This window comes from Polaribacter sp., from assembly GCF_051251875.1.
Taxonomy (GTDB): Bacteria; Bacteroidota; Bacteroidia; order Flavobacteriales; family Flavobacteriaceae; genus Polaribacter.
In genome coordinates, this window is sequence record NZ_JBPOGL010000016.1 from 68434 (window position 1) to 85251 (window position 16818).

General features: G+C 30.1%; 19 protein-coding genes and 1 pseudogene. 12 read left to right on the top strand and 8 right to left on the bottom strand.

The genetic code is table 11. The features are described 5' to 3' along the window. Window position 1: 1 nt before the first annotated feature. From ACSHW5_RS08990 to ACSHW5_RS09010, 5 genes are read right to left on the bottom strand one after another with little or no spacing between them, the layout of a single operon-like run. Window positions 2-679, bottom strand: coding sequence for a lycopene cyclase domain-containing protein (locus ACSHW5_RS08990; protein ID WP_435675788.1), 678 nt, complete (start codon window positions 677-679; stop codon window positions 2-4). Continuing rightward, the gene (locus ACSHW5_RS08995; RefSeq protein ID WP_435675789.1) at window positions 679-1128 is read right to left on the bottom strand and encodes a hypothetical protein; all 450 of its coding nucleotides are present in this window, start codon (window positions 1126-1128) and stop codon (window positions 679-681) included. Before ACSHW5_RS08995 ends, ACSHW5_RS08990 begins: the two co-directional genes overlap by 1 nt. Further along, window positions 1128-1970 carry a phytoene/squalene synthase family protein gene (locus tag ACSHW5_RS09000; RefSeq protein ID WP_435675790.1) on the bottom strand — a complete coding sequence of 281 codons (843 nt, stop codon included), beginning with the start codon at window positions 1968-1970 and terminating at the stop codon, window positions 1128-1130. The genes ACSHW5_RS08995 and ACSHW5_RS09000 overlap by 1 nt, the downstream gene beginning before the upstream one ends. A 1-nt stretch (window position 1971) precedes the next feature. Further along, a complete protein-coding gene (locus ACSHW5_RS09005) occupies window positions 1972-3438 on the bottom strand; it encodes a phytoene desaturase family protein (protein WP_435675791.1) in 1467 nt (488 codons plus the stop codon). 60 nt (window positions 3439-3498) lie between these two features. Then, the gene (locus ACSHW5_RS09010; protein WP_435675792.1) at window positions 3499-4392 is read right to left on the bottom strand and encodes a MerR family transcriptional regulator; all 894 of its coding nucleotides are present in this window, start codon (window positions 4390-4392) and stop codon (window positions 3499-3501) included. 117 nt (window positions 4393-4509) lie between these two features. Here ACSHW5_RS09010 and ACSHW5_RS09015 point away from each other — a divergent pair, with 117 nt between their 5' ends. The 3 genes from ACSHW5_RS09015 to ACSHW5_RS09025 are packed head-to-tail and all read left to right on the top strand — an operon-like array spanning window position 4510 to window position 6116. Continuing rightward, window positions 4510-5004 carry an RNA polymerase sigma factor gene (locus tag ACSHW5_RS09015; protein ID WP_435675793.1) on the top strand — a complete coding sequence of 165 codons (495 nt, stop codon included), beginning with the start codon at window positions 4510-4512 and terminating at the stop codon, window positions 5002-5004. A 4-nt stretch (window positions 5005-5008) separates the two neighbouring features. After that, a complete protein-coding gene (locus ACSHW5_RS09020) occupies window positions 5009-5623 on the top strand; it encodes a hypothetical protein (RefSeq protein ID WP_435675794.1) in 615 nt (204 codons plus the stop codon). Window positions 5624-5630: 7 nt separating this feature from the next. After that, window positions 5631-6116 carry an alpha-ketoglutarate decarboxylase gene (locus ACSHW5_RS09025; protein WP_435675795.1) on the top strand — a complete coding sequence of 162 codons (486 nt, stop codon included), beginning with the start codon at window positions 5631-5633 and terminating at the stop codon, window positions 6114-6116. On the opposite strand, the gene ACSHW5_RS09030 is transcribed toward ACSHW5_RS09025, so the two are convergent. Continuing rightward, a complete protein-coding gene (locus ACSHW5_RS09030; protein WP_435675796.1) occupies window positions 6113-7132 on the bottom strand; it encodes a threonine aldolase family protein in 1020 nt (339 codons plus the stop codon). The two genes, ACSHW5_RS09025 and ACSHW5_RS09030, sit on opposite strands and share 4 nt — an antisense overlap. 416 nt (window positions 7133-7548) lie before the next feature. Between ACSHW5_RS09030 and prfB the strand changes: the two genes are divergently transcribed. From prfB to ACSHW5_RS09045, 3 genes are all read left to right on the top strand, one after another. After that, window positions 7549-8643 carry a peptide chain release factor 2 gene (gene prfB / locus ACSHW5_RS09035; RefSeq protein WP_435675797.1) on the top strand — a complete coding sequence of 365 codons (1095 nt, stop codon included), beginning with the start codon at window positions 7549-7551 and terminating at the stop codon, window positions 8641-8643. A 183-nt stretch (window positions 8644-8826) separates the two neighbouring features. Then, a complete protein-coding gene (arsC, locus tag ACSHW5_RS09040) occupies window positions 8827-9168 on the top strand; it encodes an arsenate reductase (glutaredoxin) (RefSeq protein ID WP_435675798.1) in 342 nt (113 codons plus the stop codon). A 201-nt stretch (window positions 9169-9369) separates the two neighbouring features. Then, entirely contained in the window at window positions 9370-11832 is a 2463-nt protein-coding gene (locus ACSHW5_RS09045; RefSeq protein ID WP_435675799.1) for a TonB-dependent receptor domain-containing protein, read from the top strand. 192 nt (window positions 11833-12024) lie between these two features. On the opposite strand, the gene ACSHW5_RS09050 is transcribed toward ACSHW5_RS09045, so the two are convergent. Beyond that, entirely contained in the window at window positions 12025-12198 is a 174-nt protein-coding gene (locus tag ACSHW5_RS09050) for a hypothetical protein (protein WP_435675800.1), read from the bottom strand. 159 nt (window positions 12199-12357) lie between these two features. On the opposite strand from ACSHW5_RS09050, the gene fumC reads away from it, so the two are divergent. Together fumC and ACSHW5_RS09060 are read left to right on the top strand one after the other, a co-directional pair. Further along, window positions 12358-13755, top strand: coding sequence for a class II fumarate hydratase (gene fumC / locus ACSHW5_RS09055; protein WP_435675801.1), 1398 nt, complete (start codon window positions 12358-12360; stop codon window positions 13753-13755). Between the two features lie 85 nt (window positions 13756-13840). After that, complete coding sequence (locus ACSHW5_RS09060) at window positions 13841-14320, top strand: nucleoside deaminase (RefSeq protein ID WP_435675802.1); 480 nt, start codon at window positions 13841-13843, stop codon at window positions 14318-14320. A 45-nt stretch (window positions 14321-14365) separates the two neighbouring features. On the opposite strand, the gene ACSHW5_RS09065 is transcribed toward ACSHW5_RS09060, so the two are convergent. Continuing rightward, window positions 14366-14917 (bottom strand): DinB family protein, encoded by a 552-nt coding sequence (locus ACSHW5_RS09065; RefSeq protein WP_435675803.1) that lies wholly within the window; start codon window positions 14915-14917, stop codon window positions 14366-14368. A 6-nt stretch (window positions 14918-14923) separates the two neighbouring features. On the opposite strand from ACSHW5_RS09065, the gene ACSHW5_RS09070 reads away from it, so the two are divergent. The 4 genes and pseudogenes from ACSHW5_RS09070 to ACSHW5_RS09085 form a co-directional block, all read left to right on the top strand. After that, complete coding sequence (locus tag ACSHW5_RS09070) at window positions 14924-15367, top strand: hypothetical protein (RefSeq protein ID WP_435675804.1); 444 nt, start codon at window positions 14924-14926, stop codon at window positions 15365-15367. Between the two features lie 132 nt (window positions 15368-15499). Further along, complete coding sequence (locus ACSHW5_RS09075; protein ID WP_435675805.1) at window positions 15500-15994, top strand: hypothetical protein; 495 nt, start codon at window positions 15500-15502, stop codon at window positions 15992-15994. Window positions 15995-16086: 92 nt separating this feature from the next. Further along, window positions 16087-16659 (top strand): cob(I)yrinic acid a,c-diamide adenosyltransferase, encoded by a 573-nt coding sequence (locus tag ACSHW5_RS09080; RefSeq protein WP_435675806.1) that lies wholly within the window; start codon window positions 16087-16089, stop codon window positions 16657-16659. Window positions 16660-16749: 90 nt separating this feature from the next. Then, window positions 16750-16818: pseudogene (locus tag ACSHW5_RS09085) on the top strand (DUF2795 domain-containing protein); the annotation flags it as partial.

The following is a 16818-nucleotide window of genomic DNA, read 5'->3' on the forward strand; positions in this document are numbered from 1 at the left end:
TTTACTTTTTCTTAAATTTTTCAATCAACAATACATTACCAAAAATCATCGTAAAAGCATACCCCACATCTTCAATAGGAATTGTTAACAAACGGATTCCTAAGTTTTCTGCATTGTTATACCAAACTACTGGTTCATCTATTCCTGTTCCTGTTAAAACGCCGTTTACTATAAAAAACGGAATCAAAATAATAAGGAACGAAATATAAAATCGTTGTAAATCTTTAATTCCGAAGAAAAACCCCATCAGCAACACAAAAAGTAGAAAACAATAATTTACAAAAGTGTATGCTTTGTCTGTATTCATGATAATTACCGGAACTAAAATCAGCATAAAAAAGACTGTAATCAACTTTGTTATCTTTTTTGAAATCAGCAAATTAGGTTTAAAATATTCTAGAGAATAATGAATAAATACACTTGCATACGGAATGCAGATAAAGAACATCCACTCATCAATTGGCATTCCAAAAAGCAATAAATTTAAGTGATAATCTGCATTAAAACCCCAAACTCCATTGGCGGTAAAAATAGCATCCCAAATTAAAAAAACAATGGAAACCAGTATTAAAGATAGAAAAACGGCTTTCCAATGTTTAATAAAACGCATTTTTTTCTCAAAGGAATACAAAAGCGGAATACTAATAGAACCCAGATTTAAAAGCAGGTATAAAAACACTATAATTTTGGTTTTTTAAAATATTTAAAAGGAACAAATAACATTCCAAAACACTCTCCTTCTTCTTTCCCTAAATGTTTATGATGAATTTTATGGGCTTTTCTTAATCCTTTTAAATATCGATTATTAGTATGTTTAAACCACTTAAAACGTTGGTGGATTAAAACATCGTGCACTAAGAAATAAGCAATTCCGTAAAATAAAATTCCCAATCCTATAAAAAATAAATACGTGTATTCTGTATAGGTTCCGAAATAAAAAAGCAAAATACTAGGTGTTGCAAAAACCACAAAGAAAGCGTCATTTTTTTCAAAAACACCTTTATATTTTGGTTGATGATGATCTTCATGAAGATACCAACCAAAACCATGCATCACAAATTTGTGCGTACACCAAGTTACGCCCTCCATCAATATAAAAACGCCCAATGTTATCAGTGCAAAAATCATTAAATAATGTTTAATTTATACTTTACATAACTCCTAGCCAATAAATTAATTTTCATCGGATTTGAAATTCTAATTCTGGCATTCATAATTTTTTCTGAAGGCACTCGCTTTAATTTTTTTAACAACCTTCTATAGTATCTATACGCCATATACACACCAAATTTTGCTTCAACAGGCAATTTAAGAATTCCATTTTTATAAGCAAAATCAAAATCTGCTTCTATTTCATCAATTATAAGTTGTTTTGTAGTGGCATTTAACTCTCCCAAATCTACATTCGGAAAATAAGAACGATTCAACACTTCATAATCATCTTTTAAATCACGTAAAAAATTTACCTTTTGAAAAGCAGATCCTAAACTCATGGCAGCATCTTTTAATTCTTCAAACTTTTTATCATCACCATCTACAAAAACTTTTAAGCACATTAAACCAACAACATCCGCAGAACCATAAATATATTCGTCATAAGCTTCTTTTGTTGCGTATTCCGTTTTGTATAAATCGGCTTTCATACTTTTTAAAAAAGCTTGTACCATTTCATCGGGAATTTGATATCTATGTACCGTTTGTTGAAAGGAATTTAAAATAGGGTTTAAACTAATTTTATGTTCTTTTGAAAGATAATAATCTCTTTCAAAATGCTCCATTAAAAGTTCTTTATTATACTCATGAAAGGTATCTACAATTTCATCAGCAAAACGAACAAAACCATAAATATTATAAATATCTGTTCTAATTTTTGGTGATAACATATTTACCGCCAAAGAAAAAGAAGTACTGTATTTTTTAGTAACCAACTTACTACAATCATTAGAAACACTGTCAAATAATTCTTTCATATTATTGTTGATTTTTTAAAATTAATGCTGTTGCTATTTTTCCTGATATTAAAGCTGGCGGAACTCCTGGCCCAGGAACCGTTAATTGACCTGTAAAATACAGATTTTTTACTTTACTACTTTTTATTTTTGGTCTTAAAAATGCCGTTTGCAAAAGTGTATTTGCCATTCCGTATGCATTTCCTTTATAAGAATTGTATTCACTTTTAAAATCATTGACACAAAATGATTTTTTAAACAACACATGTTTTTTTACTTCTTGATTGGTTAATTTCTCAAACCGATCTAAAATTTTATGGAAATATTCTTCCCTTAACTCCTCTGTATCTTTAATTCCGGGCGCTAAAGGAATCAAGAAAAAACCAGCTTCTTTGCCTTTGGGTGCAGATGTTTTATCTGTTATAGATGTAAAATTTGCATAAAACAACGGATCTGTTGGCCATTGTGGCGTATCATAAATCTCTTTTGCATGCGCATCAAAATCTGTATCAAAAAACAAAGTATGATGACTTACATTTTCTATTTTTTTATCAAACCCAACATAAAATAATAAAGATGATGGTGCAAAGGTTTTTTTGTTCCAATATTTTTCTGAATATTGTTTTACGGTATCTTCTAACAACGTTTCTGTATGATGATAATCTGCACCACTTAAAACCAAATTGGTTTTAATTTCTTTTCCATTCACCAATAAACCGGTTACATTTTTAGAAGCATCCGTGATAATTTTTTCAACATTGGCGTTGGTTTTAAATTGCACACCTAAACTTTCTGCTAAAGTTACCATTCCTTCAATTACGGTATACATTCCGCCTCTTGGATGCCAAGTTCCCAAACCAAAATCTGCATAATTCATAAAATTATAAAAAGCAGGAGTATTATTGGGTTTTGCTCCTAAAAACAAAACAGGAAATTCTAATATTTTAATTAATTTAATACTTTTTATGTTCTTTCTAACTTGTGTTCTTATGGTTGAAAAAAACTGAGAAACCCTAGAGATTGTTGTTGTATTTACCAATTCTAAAGGAGAAACTCCTGGTTGATACACCAAGTCTTTGATGGCAGTTTCATAATTAGATTTTGCAGAATCTAAAAAGGTTTTTAAATGTTTTGCACTTCCTTTTTCTTCACTTTCAAAAAGTGCATAAATTTCTTTTAATTTACTAGAAATCTTAAAGGAAGAATTTTCTCCAAAGTATACTTCGTACCCAGGATTTAATTTATCTAAAATATAATAATCAGATGGTTTTTTATCAAAATCGGCAAAAAAACGTTCAAAAACATCAGGCATCCAATACCAAGAAGGCCCCATATCAAAAGTAAAACCATCTTTTTTGTATTGCCTTGCTCTTCCGCCTAACGAATCATTTTTCTCTAAAACAGTAACCTTGTAACCAGCTTTAGCCATGTAACAAGAAGCAGCTAAAGCAGAAAAACCAGCACCAATAATGTGTATACTCTTCTTCATTTTAAAATTTGTTTAACAAATATACTAAAAAATTAAACAAAAATTATCGCTTGAATAAAATTATAATTCTATTAACATATCTAAAACAGAATTATACACGTCAATTTCTGATTCAAAATTAAGATGTTTCACCAATTGTGTTTTTGTTCCGAGCGCAATAAATTGATGATTTGTTCCTTTTAGAATACCATCAACTTCCTGAAAATAATCTACTACTTTCTCGTCATAAGGTTTTACCGTCATAGCGGTTACAAAACATATTTCTTTTTTATTTTTAAAGAAATAATCTAAATTACTTAAGGGTAAACTTTGTCCTAAATAAATGGTTCGGTTTCCTCTTAAAACCAATTCATAATTTAAATATAACAATCCTAATTCATGAATTTCATTTTCTGGCAAATACAATACATAATTTTTTTTTGTATTTGAAATATTGTATTGCAACTTTTCTGTATTGGTAAGAATTTTTTGAGCAATTAAATTAGAAATAAAGTGCTCATGAGCTGGCAACAAGGTTTCAGTTTGCCACAACAAACCAATCTGAGTTAAAAACGGAATAAAAACCTCTTTAAATATTTCTCTAAATGTCTTTTTTTGTAAAAGCTTGTTATAAGTTGTGTTAAACAATAATTTATCAAACTGAAACATGGCAATTTTAAAAGAATTAACCGCATCTTCATGCAAAGAACTTGTAGATGTAAGTTCTCTTGATTTCAAAATAATTTCGTCTTCAGACATCTTCGCAATCTTAGAAATCTTAAAATTATTATTGTTTAACAACACAATGTTCAATAATTTTCGCAAGTTTTCATTAGAATAATAGCGAATATTAGTTTCTGTTCTTTTTGGTACTAATAAATTATATCTCTTCTCCCAAATACGAATTGTATGAGCTTTAATGCCAGAAATATTTTCAAGGTCCTTAATGGTAAAATCTTGTTTAATATTGTTCAATCTATTTTGTTTTGAGTTGAACAAATTTAAAGAAAAAACAAAGAATAAAATATATTTTATCAAAAATGTAACAATTTATACTTTTGTGATACTAATAGATAACTAACCAATTTACAAGTGCAGAAAGATTTAGAGAAGAATTTTTTATTGGACTTTGAACAAAATCAGAACATAGCGCATAAAATTTGTAGGGTTTATACTACAAACCAAAGTGCTCATAATGATTTATTTCAAGAGATAACCATACAACTTTGGAAAAACTATCCGAAGTTTAGAGGCGATTCTAAGTTTAGTACATGGATGTATAGAGTGGCTTTAAACACCGCTATTTCTCTATATAGAAAGTCCACAAGAACTATAAAAACGCAAGATATAAGTGATTTTGCCTATAAAATTAAAGCTACTGATTATGATGATACGGAAGAAATACAGTTAAAGGCATTGTACAAAGCAATTCATGAATTAAATGACATTGATAAAGCGTTAATATTTTTATTCCTAGAAGACAAACCCTACAAAGAAATCTCGGAAACATTAGGTATTTCTAACGTAAATGCAAGAGTGAAAATGAATAGAGCAAAAGAAAAATTAAAAAATATCTTAAACCCATAATAACATGGATTTATTAGAAAAATATAAAAAAACTTGGGAAAATCAACCTGAAGATACTCATAAAGTAACTTCTGTTGAAATTTATAAAATGACTCAGTTAAGGTCTTCATCTATTGTTAAATGGATATTTATAATTGGTATTTTAGAATTTGTTGTCTTAAACTCTATGTACTTTTTCTTAGATATGGAAGATGCGTATGCTGAATATGAAAAAATAGGATTAATTAATTTTGTGTACTACTCGCAAATTTTAGCATATCTAATTTTGTTCTACTTTTTAGTGATGTTTTATAAAAATTATAAAAGTATTTCTACCATTGATTCTACCAAAAAATTGATGAAAAAAATTCTGAAAACTAGAAAAACAGTCAGAAACTATGTGCTTTTTAATCTTGGTTACATTGCACTATTGATGATTATTGTAATGGTAGCAGAAATAAACTTTAAAATTGAAGACTTAAATACAAAACAAATATTCTTAATTATTTTACTTACACTGGTTGTAACTTTGGTTATTTTAGGTGTTTTATGGTTATTTTATCAATTGCTTTACGGAATTTTATTAAAAAAATTGAATAGAAATTACAAAGAATTGGCTAAATTAGACGAGACTAATTAATTTTACAATGAAAAAATATGTCCTTCTTACATTTTTAAGTTTTTCTCTTTCTGTTGTTGCACAACAAAAAAGTGATTTCTGGGAACACGTTCGTATTGGTGGTGGTGTAAGTGCTAGTTTTGGTTCACAAACTACGTTGGGTATTTCACCAAGTGCCATTTATGATTTTAACAACGGTTTTTCTTTAGGAGCAGGTCTGTCTTATCAATACAGTAAATATGATACCTTTACTTCAAATGTATATGGAGCAAGCATTATAGGTTTGTATCAAATACCTGTTGTTAATCTTCAACTTTCAACGGAATTAGAACAACTTTATTTGAATCAAAAAGATGGTGTAAATTCGTACAGCTCCAATTTTCCGGCATTGCATTTAGGGGTAGCGTACAACCAAGGTAGATTTGCTTTTGGTTTTAGATATGATGTTTTATATGATAAAAACAAAAGTATTTACGGCTCTGCTTTTTCACCAATTGTTCGTTTTTATTTTTAGAAATTTTTTAGTTCTTTTAAAAGAACTTCGTGCATTTCATTGGTATAATCTAAATGAGTTACAATTCTAATTTTTCCATCGCCCATTGGCGTTAATAAGATGTTTTTTTCTTCCATTTTTTTTATAAAATTGGCGTCACCTATTTTTTTATCAACATAAAAAATTACAATATTAGTTTCTATAGATTCTACTTTTGTAACATAAGATACTGTTTCTAATACTTGCCCAATTTCTTTGGCTTTTTTATGATCATCGGCTAATCTTGTAACATGATTGTCTAAAGCATAAATTCCGGCTGCTGCTAAAAAACCAACTTGCCTCATGGCGCCACCAAACAACTTTCTAATTCGTAAAGCTTTTGCAATATGTACTTTAGAACCTAATAAAATTGAACCAATGGGCGCACCCAATCCTTTAGACAAACAGATAGAAATAGTATCAAAAAGTTTTCCATATTGTTGTGGAGTTTCATTTTTAGCCACCAAAGCATTAAACAAACGTGCGCCATCTAAATGAAAAGCTAAGTTATTTTCTTTTGATATTTTCTGCAATTTTTCTAATTCAGAAAAATCCCAACAAGCGCCTCCTCCTTTATTCGTGGTATTTTCTATACAAACCAATCTAGAAAATGGAACATGAATATCAGAACGACCGGCAATTGCTTCTTCTAATTGCACTGCTGTGAACATTCCTCTATTTCCATCAATTAATTTGCATGTTACTCCAGAATTAAATGCTGCTCCACCACCTTCATAATTATACACGTGTGCATATTTATCGCAAATTAATTTATCTCCAGGTTGTGTATGCAATTTTATTGCTGTTTGATTTGCCATGGTTCCCGAAGGAAAAAATAAAGCATCTTCCATACCAAATAGTTTTGCTGCTTTTTCTTGCAACTCAATGGTAGTTGGGTCCATTTTAAAAACATCATCACCTACTTTGGCACTCATCATTTCAGCCAACATTTCTTTTGTTGGTTTGGTAACTGTATCGGAAATTAAATCTATGATCATTCTTTAAGTATTTTTTATAAAAGCCAAAGACTAAAATAGTATTATTTTTAAAATATTTATTGCCAAAACTTAATAAGTTAACACTAAATTTGATTTTAGACATATTATAATTTATCCAATGAAAAATCTTACCTATTATTGACTATTTTGTTAGTATCTTAAATAATCAAAAAAATTACTAATTAATAGTAATGCTACGTCAACAACGGAATTTTTGGTACTTCTCTAGTAATTTATCAATTCACTTTTGATGCCAACTATAAATTTCTTATAGAAGTTGAAGGAAGTACTTCAACAGGAGTCCCTATATATACTCAACTGAAATTATTGTTGATTCAGTTTATTTCTAAATATTAAAATAACTATCAACTTATAAAACAAAGAATCTTAAAAATTCCTTTATTTTTGTTCAACTTATGATTACACAAGACCAACTTAAAGATATTGACACTAGAATAGAAAAGCTAAAAAATTATTTAGAAATAGATAAAAAGCTCATAGAAATTGCCAACGAAGAAGAAAAAACGGCAAATCCAGATTTTTGGAACAACCCAAAAGAAGCAGAACTTTTAATGAAAGAATTGCGTTTTAAGAAAAAATGGGTAGAAGATTACAAAAAAGCCATTACATTAAATGAAGATGTAAATGTTTTATATGAGTTTTATAAAGAAGGTGAAGTTGAAGAAACAGAAATTGAAGAACAGTTCGAAAAAGTAAGCACTTTTTTAGAAGACATTGAGTTTAAAAATATGTTGTCTGAAGAAGGAGATTCGCTATCCGCAGTAATACAAATTACAGCCGGCGCAGGCGGAACAGAAAGTTGCGATTGGGCAGAAATGCTTTTTAGAATGTATAGCATGTGGTCAGAAAAACAAGGGTTTAAACTAAAAACACTTAATTATCAAGCTGGAGATTCTGCTGGAATAAAAACAATTACCGTAGAAATTGATGGAGACTACGCATTTGGTTGGTTAAAAGGAGAAAATGGTGTGCATCGTTTGGTGCGTATTTCACCTTTTGATTCTAACGCAAAACGCCATACAAGTTTTGCTTCTGTGTACGTGTATCCTGTTGCCGATGATTCTATTGAAATTGATATAAACCCAGCAGATATAGAAATTGTAACCGCAAGATCTAGTGGTGCTGGCGGACAAAATGTGAATAAAGTAGAAACAAAAGTACAGCTAACACACAAACCATCCGGAATTCAAATTCAGTGTTCAAACTCTCGTTCTCAACATGATAATAGAGCAACAGCCTTACAAATGTTAAAGTCGCAATTGTATGAAATTGAATTGCAAAAACAACAAGCAGCAAGAAATGATATTGAAGCCAATAAAATGAAAAACGAATGGGGAAGCCAGATTAGAAACTATGTTATGCATCCTTATAAATTAGTAAAAGATGTTAGAACAGCCCATGAAACTGGTAATGTAGATGCTGTTATGGACGGAAATATCAACTCGTTTTTAAAAGCATATTTAATGCTAAATGGACAGAAAAGCAGTTAACTGTGTTTAGTGTACAGTGTGCAATTATCAGTTATCAGTGTACAGTTATCAATTATCAGTTATCAATTATCAATTATCAGTTATCAGTTATCAGTTGTTGGTTGTTGGTTGTTGGTTGTTGGTTAATATAAAAATTTAGCATCTTTAAATCCTAAAAAAATTCAAATTTTAAACCTTAAAAAAATGATAAAAATATACCACAACAACAGATGCAGTAAATCTCGCTGCGGATTAGAAATTTTAGAAAACTCAGGAAAAGAATTTCAGATTGTAAAATATTTAGAAGACATTCCTACTGAAAAAGAATTGGCAGAAATCATCAATTTATTAGGCATCTCTCCTATTCAATTGGTTAGAAAAACAGAAAAAATTTGGAAGGAAGAATTTAAAGGAAAAGAACTTTCAGATTCAGAAATTATAAAAGCCATGGTAAACAATCCAAAGTTAATAGAACGTCCAATAGTTATTAATGGTAAAAAAGCAGTAATAGGAAGACCGCCAGAAGCTATTTTAGACATTATTTAATTTTTAAATTAGAACAAATCTAGCGCACTATTTTAATTTAAAAATACTATAATTTTTATTTTTTAACACTTTAAATTTCCTTGTAAAATTTGAGTCAAAATGTGCATATTTCTTAAAGACTTTTAACGTTTCTTTAACCTCTTCTGTTTAAACTTAACATCAACTTTGCTGTCTTATTTGAAGAACTATTCAAAATCAGCCATGAAAAAAACTACGTTATTACTACTCTGCCTTTTAACTTCAACTTTTCTATTAGCCCAAAAACCTATAAAAGAAGGGATTACTATTTCAGGAAAAGTTGTTGATGAAATTTCCAATCAACCTTTAGAATATGCAACTATTGTTCTAAAAAACACAAAGACACAAAAAATTACAGGCGGTATTACAGATGAAAAAGGATTTTTTAACATTGTAACTCCAAAAGGCTTGTATGAAATTAACGTTGAGTTTATTTCTTTTAAAACTATAAAACTTGCCGAACAAGAAATTTTAAGTAATAAAAGTTTAGGTACCATAAAATTAGCCGAAGACTCTAGTAGTTTAGATGAAGTTGTGGTAATTGCAGAAAAATCTACCGTTGAAATTCGTTTAGACAAAAAAATATATAATGTTGGTAAAGACATGACAGTAAAAGGCGGTACAGCTTCAGATGTTTTAGACAACGTGCCCTCTGTAGATGTAGATGCCGAAGGAACTGTAAGTTTACGTGGAAGCGAAAATGTACGTATTTTAATAGACGGAAAACCATCTGCTTTGGTAGGTTTAAGTGGCACAGATGCCTTAAGACAATTACCTTCTGACGCTATAGAAAGAGTTGAAGTAATTACCTCTCCTTCTGCCAGATATGATTCTGAAGGAACCGCAGGAATCTTAAATATTATTTTAAGAAAAGGAAAAGCTACCGGCTTTAACGGCTCTGTAAATGCCACCGTGGGAGACCCAAAAAACTATCAAGGAGCAGTAAATTTAAACTTACGAACAAAAAAAATAAATCTATTTACAAATTTTGGTTATAATGATAGTAGTGGACCCGGAATTTACAATTCTGATATTATCTATTTATCAAACGGAAGTATAGATAGCACAAGAATAGAAAACAGAGATTATCTTAGAAGTAGAAAAGGCTTCAACGGAAATATTGGGTTAGAATATTATATAAATAAAAAAAGCTCAATAACCGGTAGTGTATTCTTAAGAGATTCTAACGGACAAGATGTTGCAACCAACAACATCAGTTCTTTTGATGCTTTAGAAAATAATTTATACAATTTTAACCGTATTCAAGATGAAAGTGAAGATGATACAACCATACAGTACTCTTTAAATTACGTTAATAACATCAATGATAAAGGACACAAATTAACCTTAGACTACCAATATAGTAAAGGTGAAGAAAATGAATCAGCAATTATTACAGACACAAATCCAGAAACCAACACAACAGATGAAGTTTCTATAGACAACTTATTAGCAGCAGATTACGTATTACCAATAGGAGAAAATTCTCAATTCGAAGCCGGATATCGTGGTAGTTTTCAAGACTTAACATCAGATTATCTAGTACTTGCACCAAATTTAGATCCAAGATACAATCCTTCTAATAATTTAGAATTTATACAAAACGTAAATGCTTTTTACACACAATATGGAAGTAAAATTAACAAATTCTCATACTTAATTGGTTTGCGTGCAGAACTTACTAATATTGATATTAAACTGGTAAACACCAATGAAAATTACAGCAAAAATTATACGGATTTTTTTCCTACTGTAAATCTTGGCTATGAAATGACAGAAGACCAAAGCTTTACTTTAGGCTATAGCAGAAGATTAAGAAGACCACGTTCTAGATATTTAAATCCGTTTGAAAGCAGAACAAGTGAAACCATTATCTCAAAAGGAAACGTAGATTTAAACCCAACATACACCAATTCTTTCGATTTAGGATACTTAAACAGATGGGGAAAACTAACCTTAAACTCATCGCTATATTACCAACATTCCATAAACAATATAGAAAGAGTAAACCGTCAAGATGTTAGAATTGTAAATGGCAAAGAAACCAATATTTTAATAAGGCAACCTATAAATTTAGCCTCAGAAGATAGAACTGGTTTTGAATTTACCGCCAATTACAATGCCAGTAGAAAAGTTCGTTTTTCTACCAGTTTTAACTTTTTTCAATTCCAAACAGACGGAGAATATACCTACAGTACAACAGACCCTAATACAAATGTCATTACAAATATTACCCAAAATTTTGATACAAAAAGCACCACGTGGTTTACCCGTTTCGATGCAAAAATTACACTTCCTTGGGACATTCAGTCGCAAACTAGATTATTCTATTATGGTCCAAAAAGTGAGGCACAATCAGATGTAGAAGGCATTTTATCTACAAATTTAGCCTTTAGTAAAGATATTTTAAAAGACAAAGCAACCGTAGTCTTAAACGTAAGCGATCTTTTTAATTCAAGAAAATATCAAATTAAAAGTTATGCCCCAAGTAGAGAAAACCCCACAAATATAACAGACCAAACCTTTCAAAGAAGAGTACGCCAAATCTCCTTAAACTTCACCTACAGATTTAATCAAAATAAAAATCAAGCAGAAAAAAGATCCAAAGAAAACGGCAACGATGATGGTGGCGGAGATGAATTTTAATTTGGGCGTTTAAACGGGCTTTCCGCACTCGCTTTTTTTGAGATGCTGATAAAAATCAGCATCTCAAAAAAGAGCTCAAACAAATGCTTCAATCCCTAACGCGCTCACTCAAACCCACAAAAAAAACTCGTAACGCCATAATGCGTTACGAGTTTTATTCTATATAAGTTAACTAAAGTAAAAAATTAGTAATTACTTTCCTTCAGCAGCTTTTCTTGCTTCTTTCTTTAATTTCATGTTTTCCCAAATAGTTCCACCAATCCAATAAGGAACCACAAATGTTAATAAGAATATTAACAACCAAAAACCAGTTGTAAAAATAAACATGAATAAAACCAATCCTGAAAACTCTGAAAAATCTAACATTTGTATATTATAAAAATTATTACAGCAAAAATAATACTTATTTTGAAAAAAGCCCTATCAAAAAAATATTTTTTTTAGTTATCTAAAAATGACAATTATCAACATTATGTAAACATAGTTTTTTGTAATTTAGCTTCATCAAAAATTTACATCATAATTATGAAATATAGAATTGAAAAAGACACCATGGGGAACGTAAATGTACCCGCCGATAAATATTGGGGTGCACAAACAGAACGTTCAAGAAACAACTTTAAAATTGGTGATGCAGCTTCTATGCCACTAGAAATTATCTATGGTTTTGCATATTTAAAAAAAGCAGCTGCGTTTACAAACACAGAATTGGGCGTTTTGGCAACCGAAAAAAGAGATTTAATTGCCCAAGTTTGTGATGAAATCTTAGCAGGTAAATTAGACAATCAATTTCCTTTAGTAATTTGGCAAACAGGTTCTGGTACACAATCTAACATGAATGTGAATGAAGTAATTGCCAACAGAGCACATGAAATTGCAGGAAAAGTAATTGGTGAAGGAGATAAAACCATTCAACCAAATGATGATGTAAACAAATCACAATCATCAAATGATACTTTTCCAACAGGCATGCACATTGCAGCTTACAAGAAAATTATAGAAACTACCATTCCTGGAATAGAGCAATTAAGAGACACTTTAAAAGCAAAATCAGAAGCTTTTGCAGACGTTGTAAAAATAGGACGTACACATTTAATGGATGCCACTCCCCTAACTTTAGGACAAGAATTTTCTGGGTATGTAGCACAATTAAATTTCGGAATTAAAGCATTAAAAAACACATTAGAGCATTTATCTCAACTTGCCTTAGGAGGAACTGCTGTTGGTACAGGTTTAAATACACCAGCAGGATATGATGTTTTAGTTGCCAAATACATTGCCAAATTTACAGGATTGCCTTTTATTACGGCAGAAAATAAATTTGAAGCCTTAGCCGCTCATGATTCTTTAGTTGAAACTCATGGCGCTTTAAAACAAATAGCAGTTTCTTTAAATAAAATTGCAAATGATATTAGAATGATGGCTTCAGGACCAAGATCTGGAATTGGAGAAATTATTATTCCTGCAAACGAACCAGGTTCTTCAATTATGCCAGGAAAAGTAAATCCAACACAATGTGAAGCTATGACAATGGTTGCAGCACAAGTAATGGGTAATGATGTTGCAGTAACAATGGGCGGTGCTCAAGGGCACTATGAATTAAACGTATTTAAACCAGTAATGGCCGCCAATGTTTTACACTCTGCGCAATTAATTGGAGATGTTTGTAAATCTTTTGACGAAAATTGTGCGGCAGGAATTGAACCAAATCACGATAGAATTACAGAATTAGTAAACAATTCTTTAATGTTGGTAACTGCTTTAAATACCAAAATAGGATATTATAAAGCGGCAGAAATTGCAAATACTGCACACGCAAACGGAACTACTTTAAAAGAAGAAGCCGTACGTTTGGGCTATGTTACTCCAGAACAATATGACGAATGGGTAAAACCAGAAGAAATGATTGGAGCATTGAAATAAAAATCATTATTTTTATAACTTATTAAAAGCTGCATAATTCTTGCAGCTTTTTTTGGCTAAAAGAAATAAATCATAATAACAGAAAATGAAGACGACAAACCACGAAGAATTTATGAGTGAAGCTGTAAAAGCAGCTTTAAAGGGTATGAATAATAATGAAGGTGGGCCTTTTGGTTGTATTGTTGTAAAAGACGGAGAAATAATTGGACGCGGAAATAACAAAGTAACCTCTACAAATGATCCAACTGCACATGCAGAAGTTACCGCAATTAGAGATGCTTGTAAAAATATTGGTTCTTTTCAATTAGATGGTTGTATTATTTATACTTCTTGTGAACCTTGTCCAATGTGTTTAGGTGCTATTTACTGGGCAAGACCAGACAAAGTTTTTTACGGAAGTAATCAACAAGATGCAGCAAACATTGGTTTTGATGACGAATTTATTTATAAAGAAATTCCTTTACCCTATGAGAAAAGAAGTATTCCTTTTGAACAAATAGGAAGAGAAATTGCCTTAGAACCTTTTCAAAAATGGTCTGAGAAATTAGATAAAACTGAATATTAAATTGATAATAAAAAATAACCGAAGTTTTAGCTTCGGTTATTTTTATTATAAATATCTTTCTTTAACAATATTTAAATGATGTTTTTGATGACCAGAAAACAAATAACCTAAAGCCCTAACAGACATTTTATTACCAGAAGCAACTCCAACTCTTAACAAAGCCTCTTTAGAAAAGCTCTTATAAAGAAAAATCGTCCCTTTTCTTACTATTTGCATCTCATCTAATACATCGTTAAAAACTCTAGAATTTGTCTTTGAGTTTTCTACAAAAATATCCTGATCAAACCCCGGCAAAGCAGTTGTATCATTTCTTGCAAAACACAATGCTCTATAACAAAACACACGTTCTGTATCTATCACATGCTGTATTAATTCTTTCAGAGACCATTTTCCGTCGGCATAAGAGAAGTTTTGTTTATCAACAGACAAACCTCTTAATACAACATCAAACTCTTTTTGAGATTCTTCTAAATTTTCTATAATTGATTTTCCTTCATTAGTAACAAGTTTAAGGTATTGTTTAAAGTAAGGAGCATATTCCGTTTCTAAAATCATTACAATAGATTTATGTATGTTTGTTGTTGCTAATTTAATCATTTTTTAATGACACTTTTATTTATCAACATAAAAGACATTTTACCAGTTAAAGACAAATTTACACGTATAAATTATGGTTTTCCTGAGGAAGAAATTCAAAATAACCCTGGCAGAATTTTAAATTTAGCCATAAAAAACAACCTACTTTCTGTAGATTATTTAGAAAAACAAAAAGATAATGGGTTGGCAATTTTAAAAAAATCGGACAAAATGCCAGTATTGTTTTACTCCGATTCATTTTTATTGAATACAAACAATACGCTTGCTAAAAAAATAATCGATGTAAATTTACCAATTGCACAGGCAACAGATTACATTCTGGATGCTACATTTTCCGAAAACAAAAATTTTGTATTTTCAACAGCCAGCATCAAAATAAAAACAACAGCGGAAGAAGCAACAAACACATCAACAACAAATGACGCTTTTTCTACGGATTTAAAAAAATGAAGTTGACAGCATCGCAAAAGGAAAATTAATCAACTTTTTTATCACAAAAGAAATCAATTTTTATAGATTTACATCTTATAGTTTTGGCTCAAATTTAAAGAGCTCAGCACCCCTTAAAAATACTAAAATTTAATGTTTTTCAAAACAATTTCATATCTCAAATTTATCTTTAATTCTACAAATCAACATGGTGTTCACTCTCCATTTGTATATAGTTTTGTTACCAAGGGATTGTATTCCAAAAATAAAAACAACAAGAATGTTTTTAAAAATCTTGAACTTAATTTTATTAGTAAAAAAGAACAAAAAGTACTTTTAAAGATTGTAAACTATTTTCATTTACATAAAATAACACACAACACCAATAGCTCAAGTTTTAATTTAAATAAAATACACAATAATCTGATTATAAGTGAAATAAAACACAAATACGTAGATGATTTTAAGTACTTAGATTTTAATGATATTTTGATAATTCACGGAATTTATCAGAACAAAAAATCTAACTTTAAGTGGTTAGAAATGATCAAAAAAAAGGAAGCAACTGTTACCATTGACTTGTTTTATTTTGGTCTTATTTTCTTTAGAACAGAACAAGCAAAAGAACATTTTATAATAAGGTCATAAAATCTAATTGTTAAATTTTGTTAATGATGAAGGTTGCAATTTTTAATCGTTGTAACTTTGATAATTAAATTTTAAACATAGAACTCTTTCGAATGAAAATATATACAAAAACTGGTGATGCTGGTACAACAGCATTGTTTGGCGGCAAAAGAGTAAAAAAACACAATATCCGTATAGAAAGCTACGGAACGGTAGATGAATTAAACGCATATATTGGCTTAATTAAAGACCAAGAAATAAGTATTTCTATCAAAGAAACGTTGCTAAAAATTCAAAATGAATTGTTCACTTTAGGCGCAATGTTAGCAACTCCACCAGAAAAGGAAACTTTAAAAAATGGAAAAGAGCGCTTAAACATTCCTAAAATTAATGTGGATTCTATTCTTTTTTTAGAAGAAAAAATAGACGAAATGGATGCAGAACTTCCTCAAATGACTCATTTTATTTTACCCGGAGGACATCAAACCGTGTCATTTTGTCACATTGCTAGATGCGTCTGTAGAAGAGCTGAAAGGCTTTCTGTAGAGTTAAGTGAAGTCGAAAATGTACATCATGACATTTTAAAATATTTAAACCGACTTTCTGACTTTCTTTTCGTGTTGGCACGGAAGTTGTCTAAAGACTTAGAAACAAAGGAAATCCAATGGATTCCCGAAAAAAATTAAAACGTTCTTTTTTTATTGATAAAATTTCTTAAAAAAGACTTGCATAATTGGGTAAAAAAATTATTTTTGCACAAAATTAAATATTAAGAAATGTATTGGACATTAGAATTAGCATCTTATTTAGCAGATGCGCCTTGGCCAGCAACCAAAGACGAATTA

What these genes read in the sequence shown, in the direction of transcription:
- ACSHW5_RS08995 (WP_435675789.1), bottom strand. Translation starts at nt 1,128, where the DNA reads ATGATTTTTGCACTGATAACATTGGGCGTTTTTATATTGATGGAGGGC.
- ACSHW5_RS09000 (WP_435675790.1), bottom strand. Translation starts at nt 1,970, where the DNA reads ATGAAAGAATTATTTGACAGTGTTTCTAATGATTGTAGTAAGTTGGTT.
- ACSHW5_RS09005 (WP_435675791.1), bottom strand. Translation starts at nt 3,438, where the DNA reads ATGAAGAAGAGTATACACATTATTGGTGCTGGTTTTTCTGCTTTAGCT.
- ACSHW5_RS09020 (WP_435675794.1), top strand. Translation starts at nt 5,009, where the DNA reads ATGGATTTATTAGAAAAATATAAAAAAACTTGGGAAAATCAACCTGAA.
- ACSHW5_RS09025 (WP_435675795.1), top strand. Translation starts at nt 5,631, where the DNA reads ATGAAAAAATATGTCCTTCTTACATTTTTAAGTTTTTCTCTTTCTGTT.
- ACSHW5_RS09030 (WP_435675796.1), bottom strand. Translation starts at nt 7,132, where the DNA reads ATGATCATAGATTTAATTTCCGATACAGTTACCAAACCAACAAAAGAA.
- prfB (WP_435675797.1), top strand. Translation starts at nt 7,549, where the DNA reads ATGATTACACAAGACCAACTTAAAGATATTGACACTAGAATAGAAAAG.
- arsC (WP_435675798.1), top strand. Translation starts at nt 8,827, where the DNA reads ATGATAAAAATATACCACAACAACAGATGCAGTAAATCTCGCTGCGGA.
- ACSHW5_RS09045 (WP_435675799.1), top strand. Translation starts at nt 9,370, where the DNA reads ATGAAAAAAACTACGTTATTACTACTCTGCCTTTTAACTTCAACTTTT.
- ACSHW5_RS09050 (WP_435675800.1), bottom strand. Translation starts at nt 12,198, where the DNA reads ATGTTAGATTTTTCAGAGTTTTCAGGATTGGTTTTATTCATGTTTATT.
- fumC (WP_435675801.1), top strand. Translation starts at nt 12,358, where the DNA reads ATGAAATATAGAATTGAAAAAGACACCATGGGGAACGTAAATGTACCC.
- ACSHW5_RS09060 (WP_435675802.1), top strand. Translation starts at nt 13,841, where the DNA reads ATGAAGACGACAAACCACGAAGAATTTATGAGTGAAGCTGTAAAAGCA.
- ACSHW5_RS09065 (WP_435675803.1), bottom strand. Translation starts at nt 14,917, where the DNA reads ATGATTAAATTAGCAACAACAAACATACATAAATCTATTGTAATGATT.
- ACSHW5_RS09070 (WP_435675804.1), top strand. Translation starts at nt 14,924, where the DNA reads ATGACACTTTTATTTATCAACATAAAAGACATTTTACCAGTTAAAGAC.
- ACSHW5_RS09075 (WP_435675805.1), top strand. Translation starts at nt 15,500, where the DNA reads ATGTTTTTCAAAACAATTTCATATCTCAAATTTATCTTTAATTCTACA.
- ACSHW5_RS09080 (WP_435675806.1), top strand. Translation starts at nt 16,087, where the DNA reads ATGAAAATATATACAAAAACTGGTGATGCTGGTACAACAGCATTGTTT.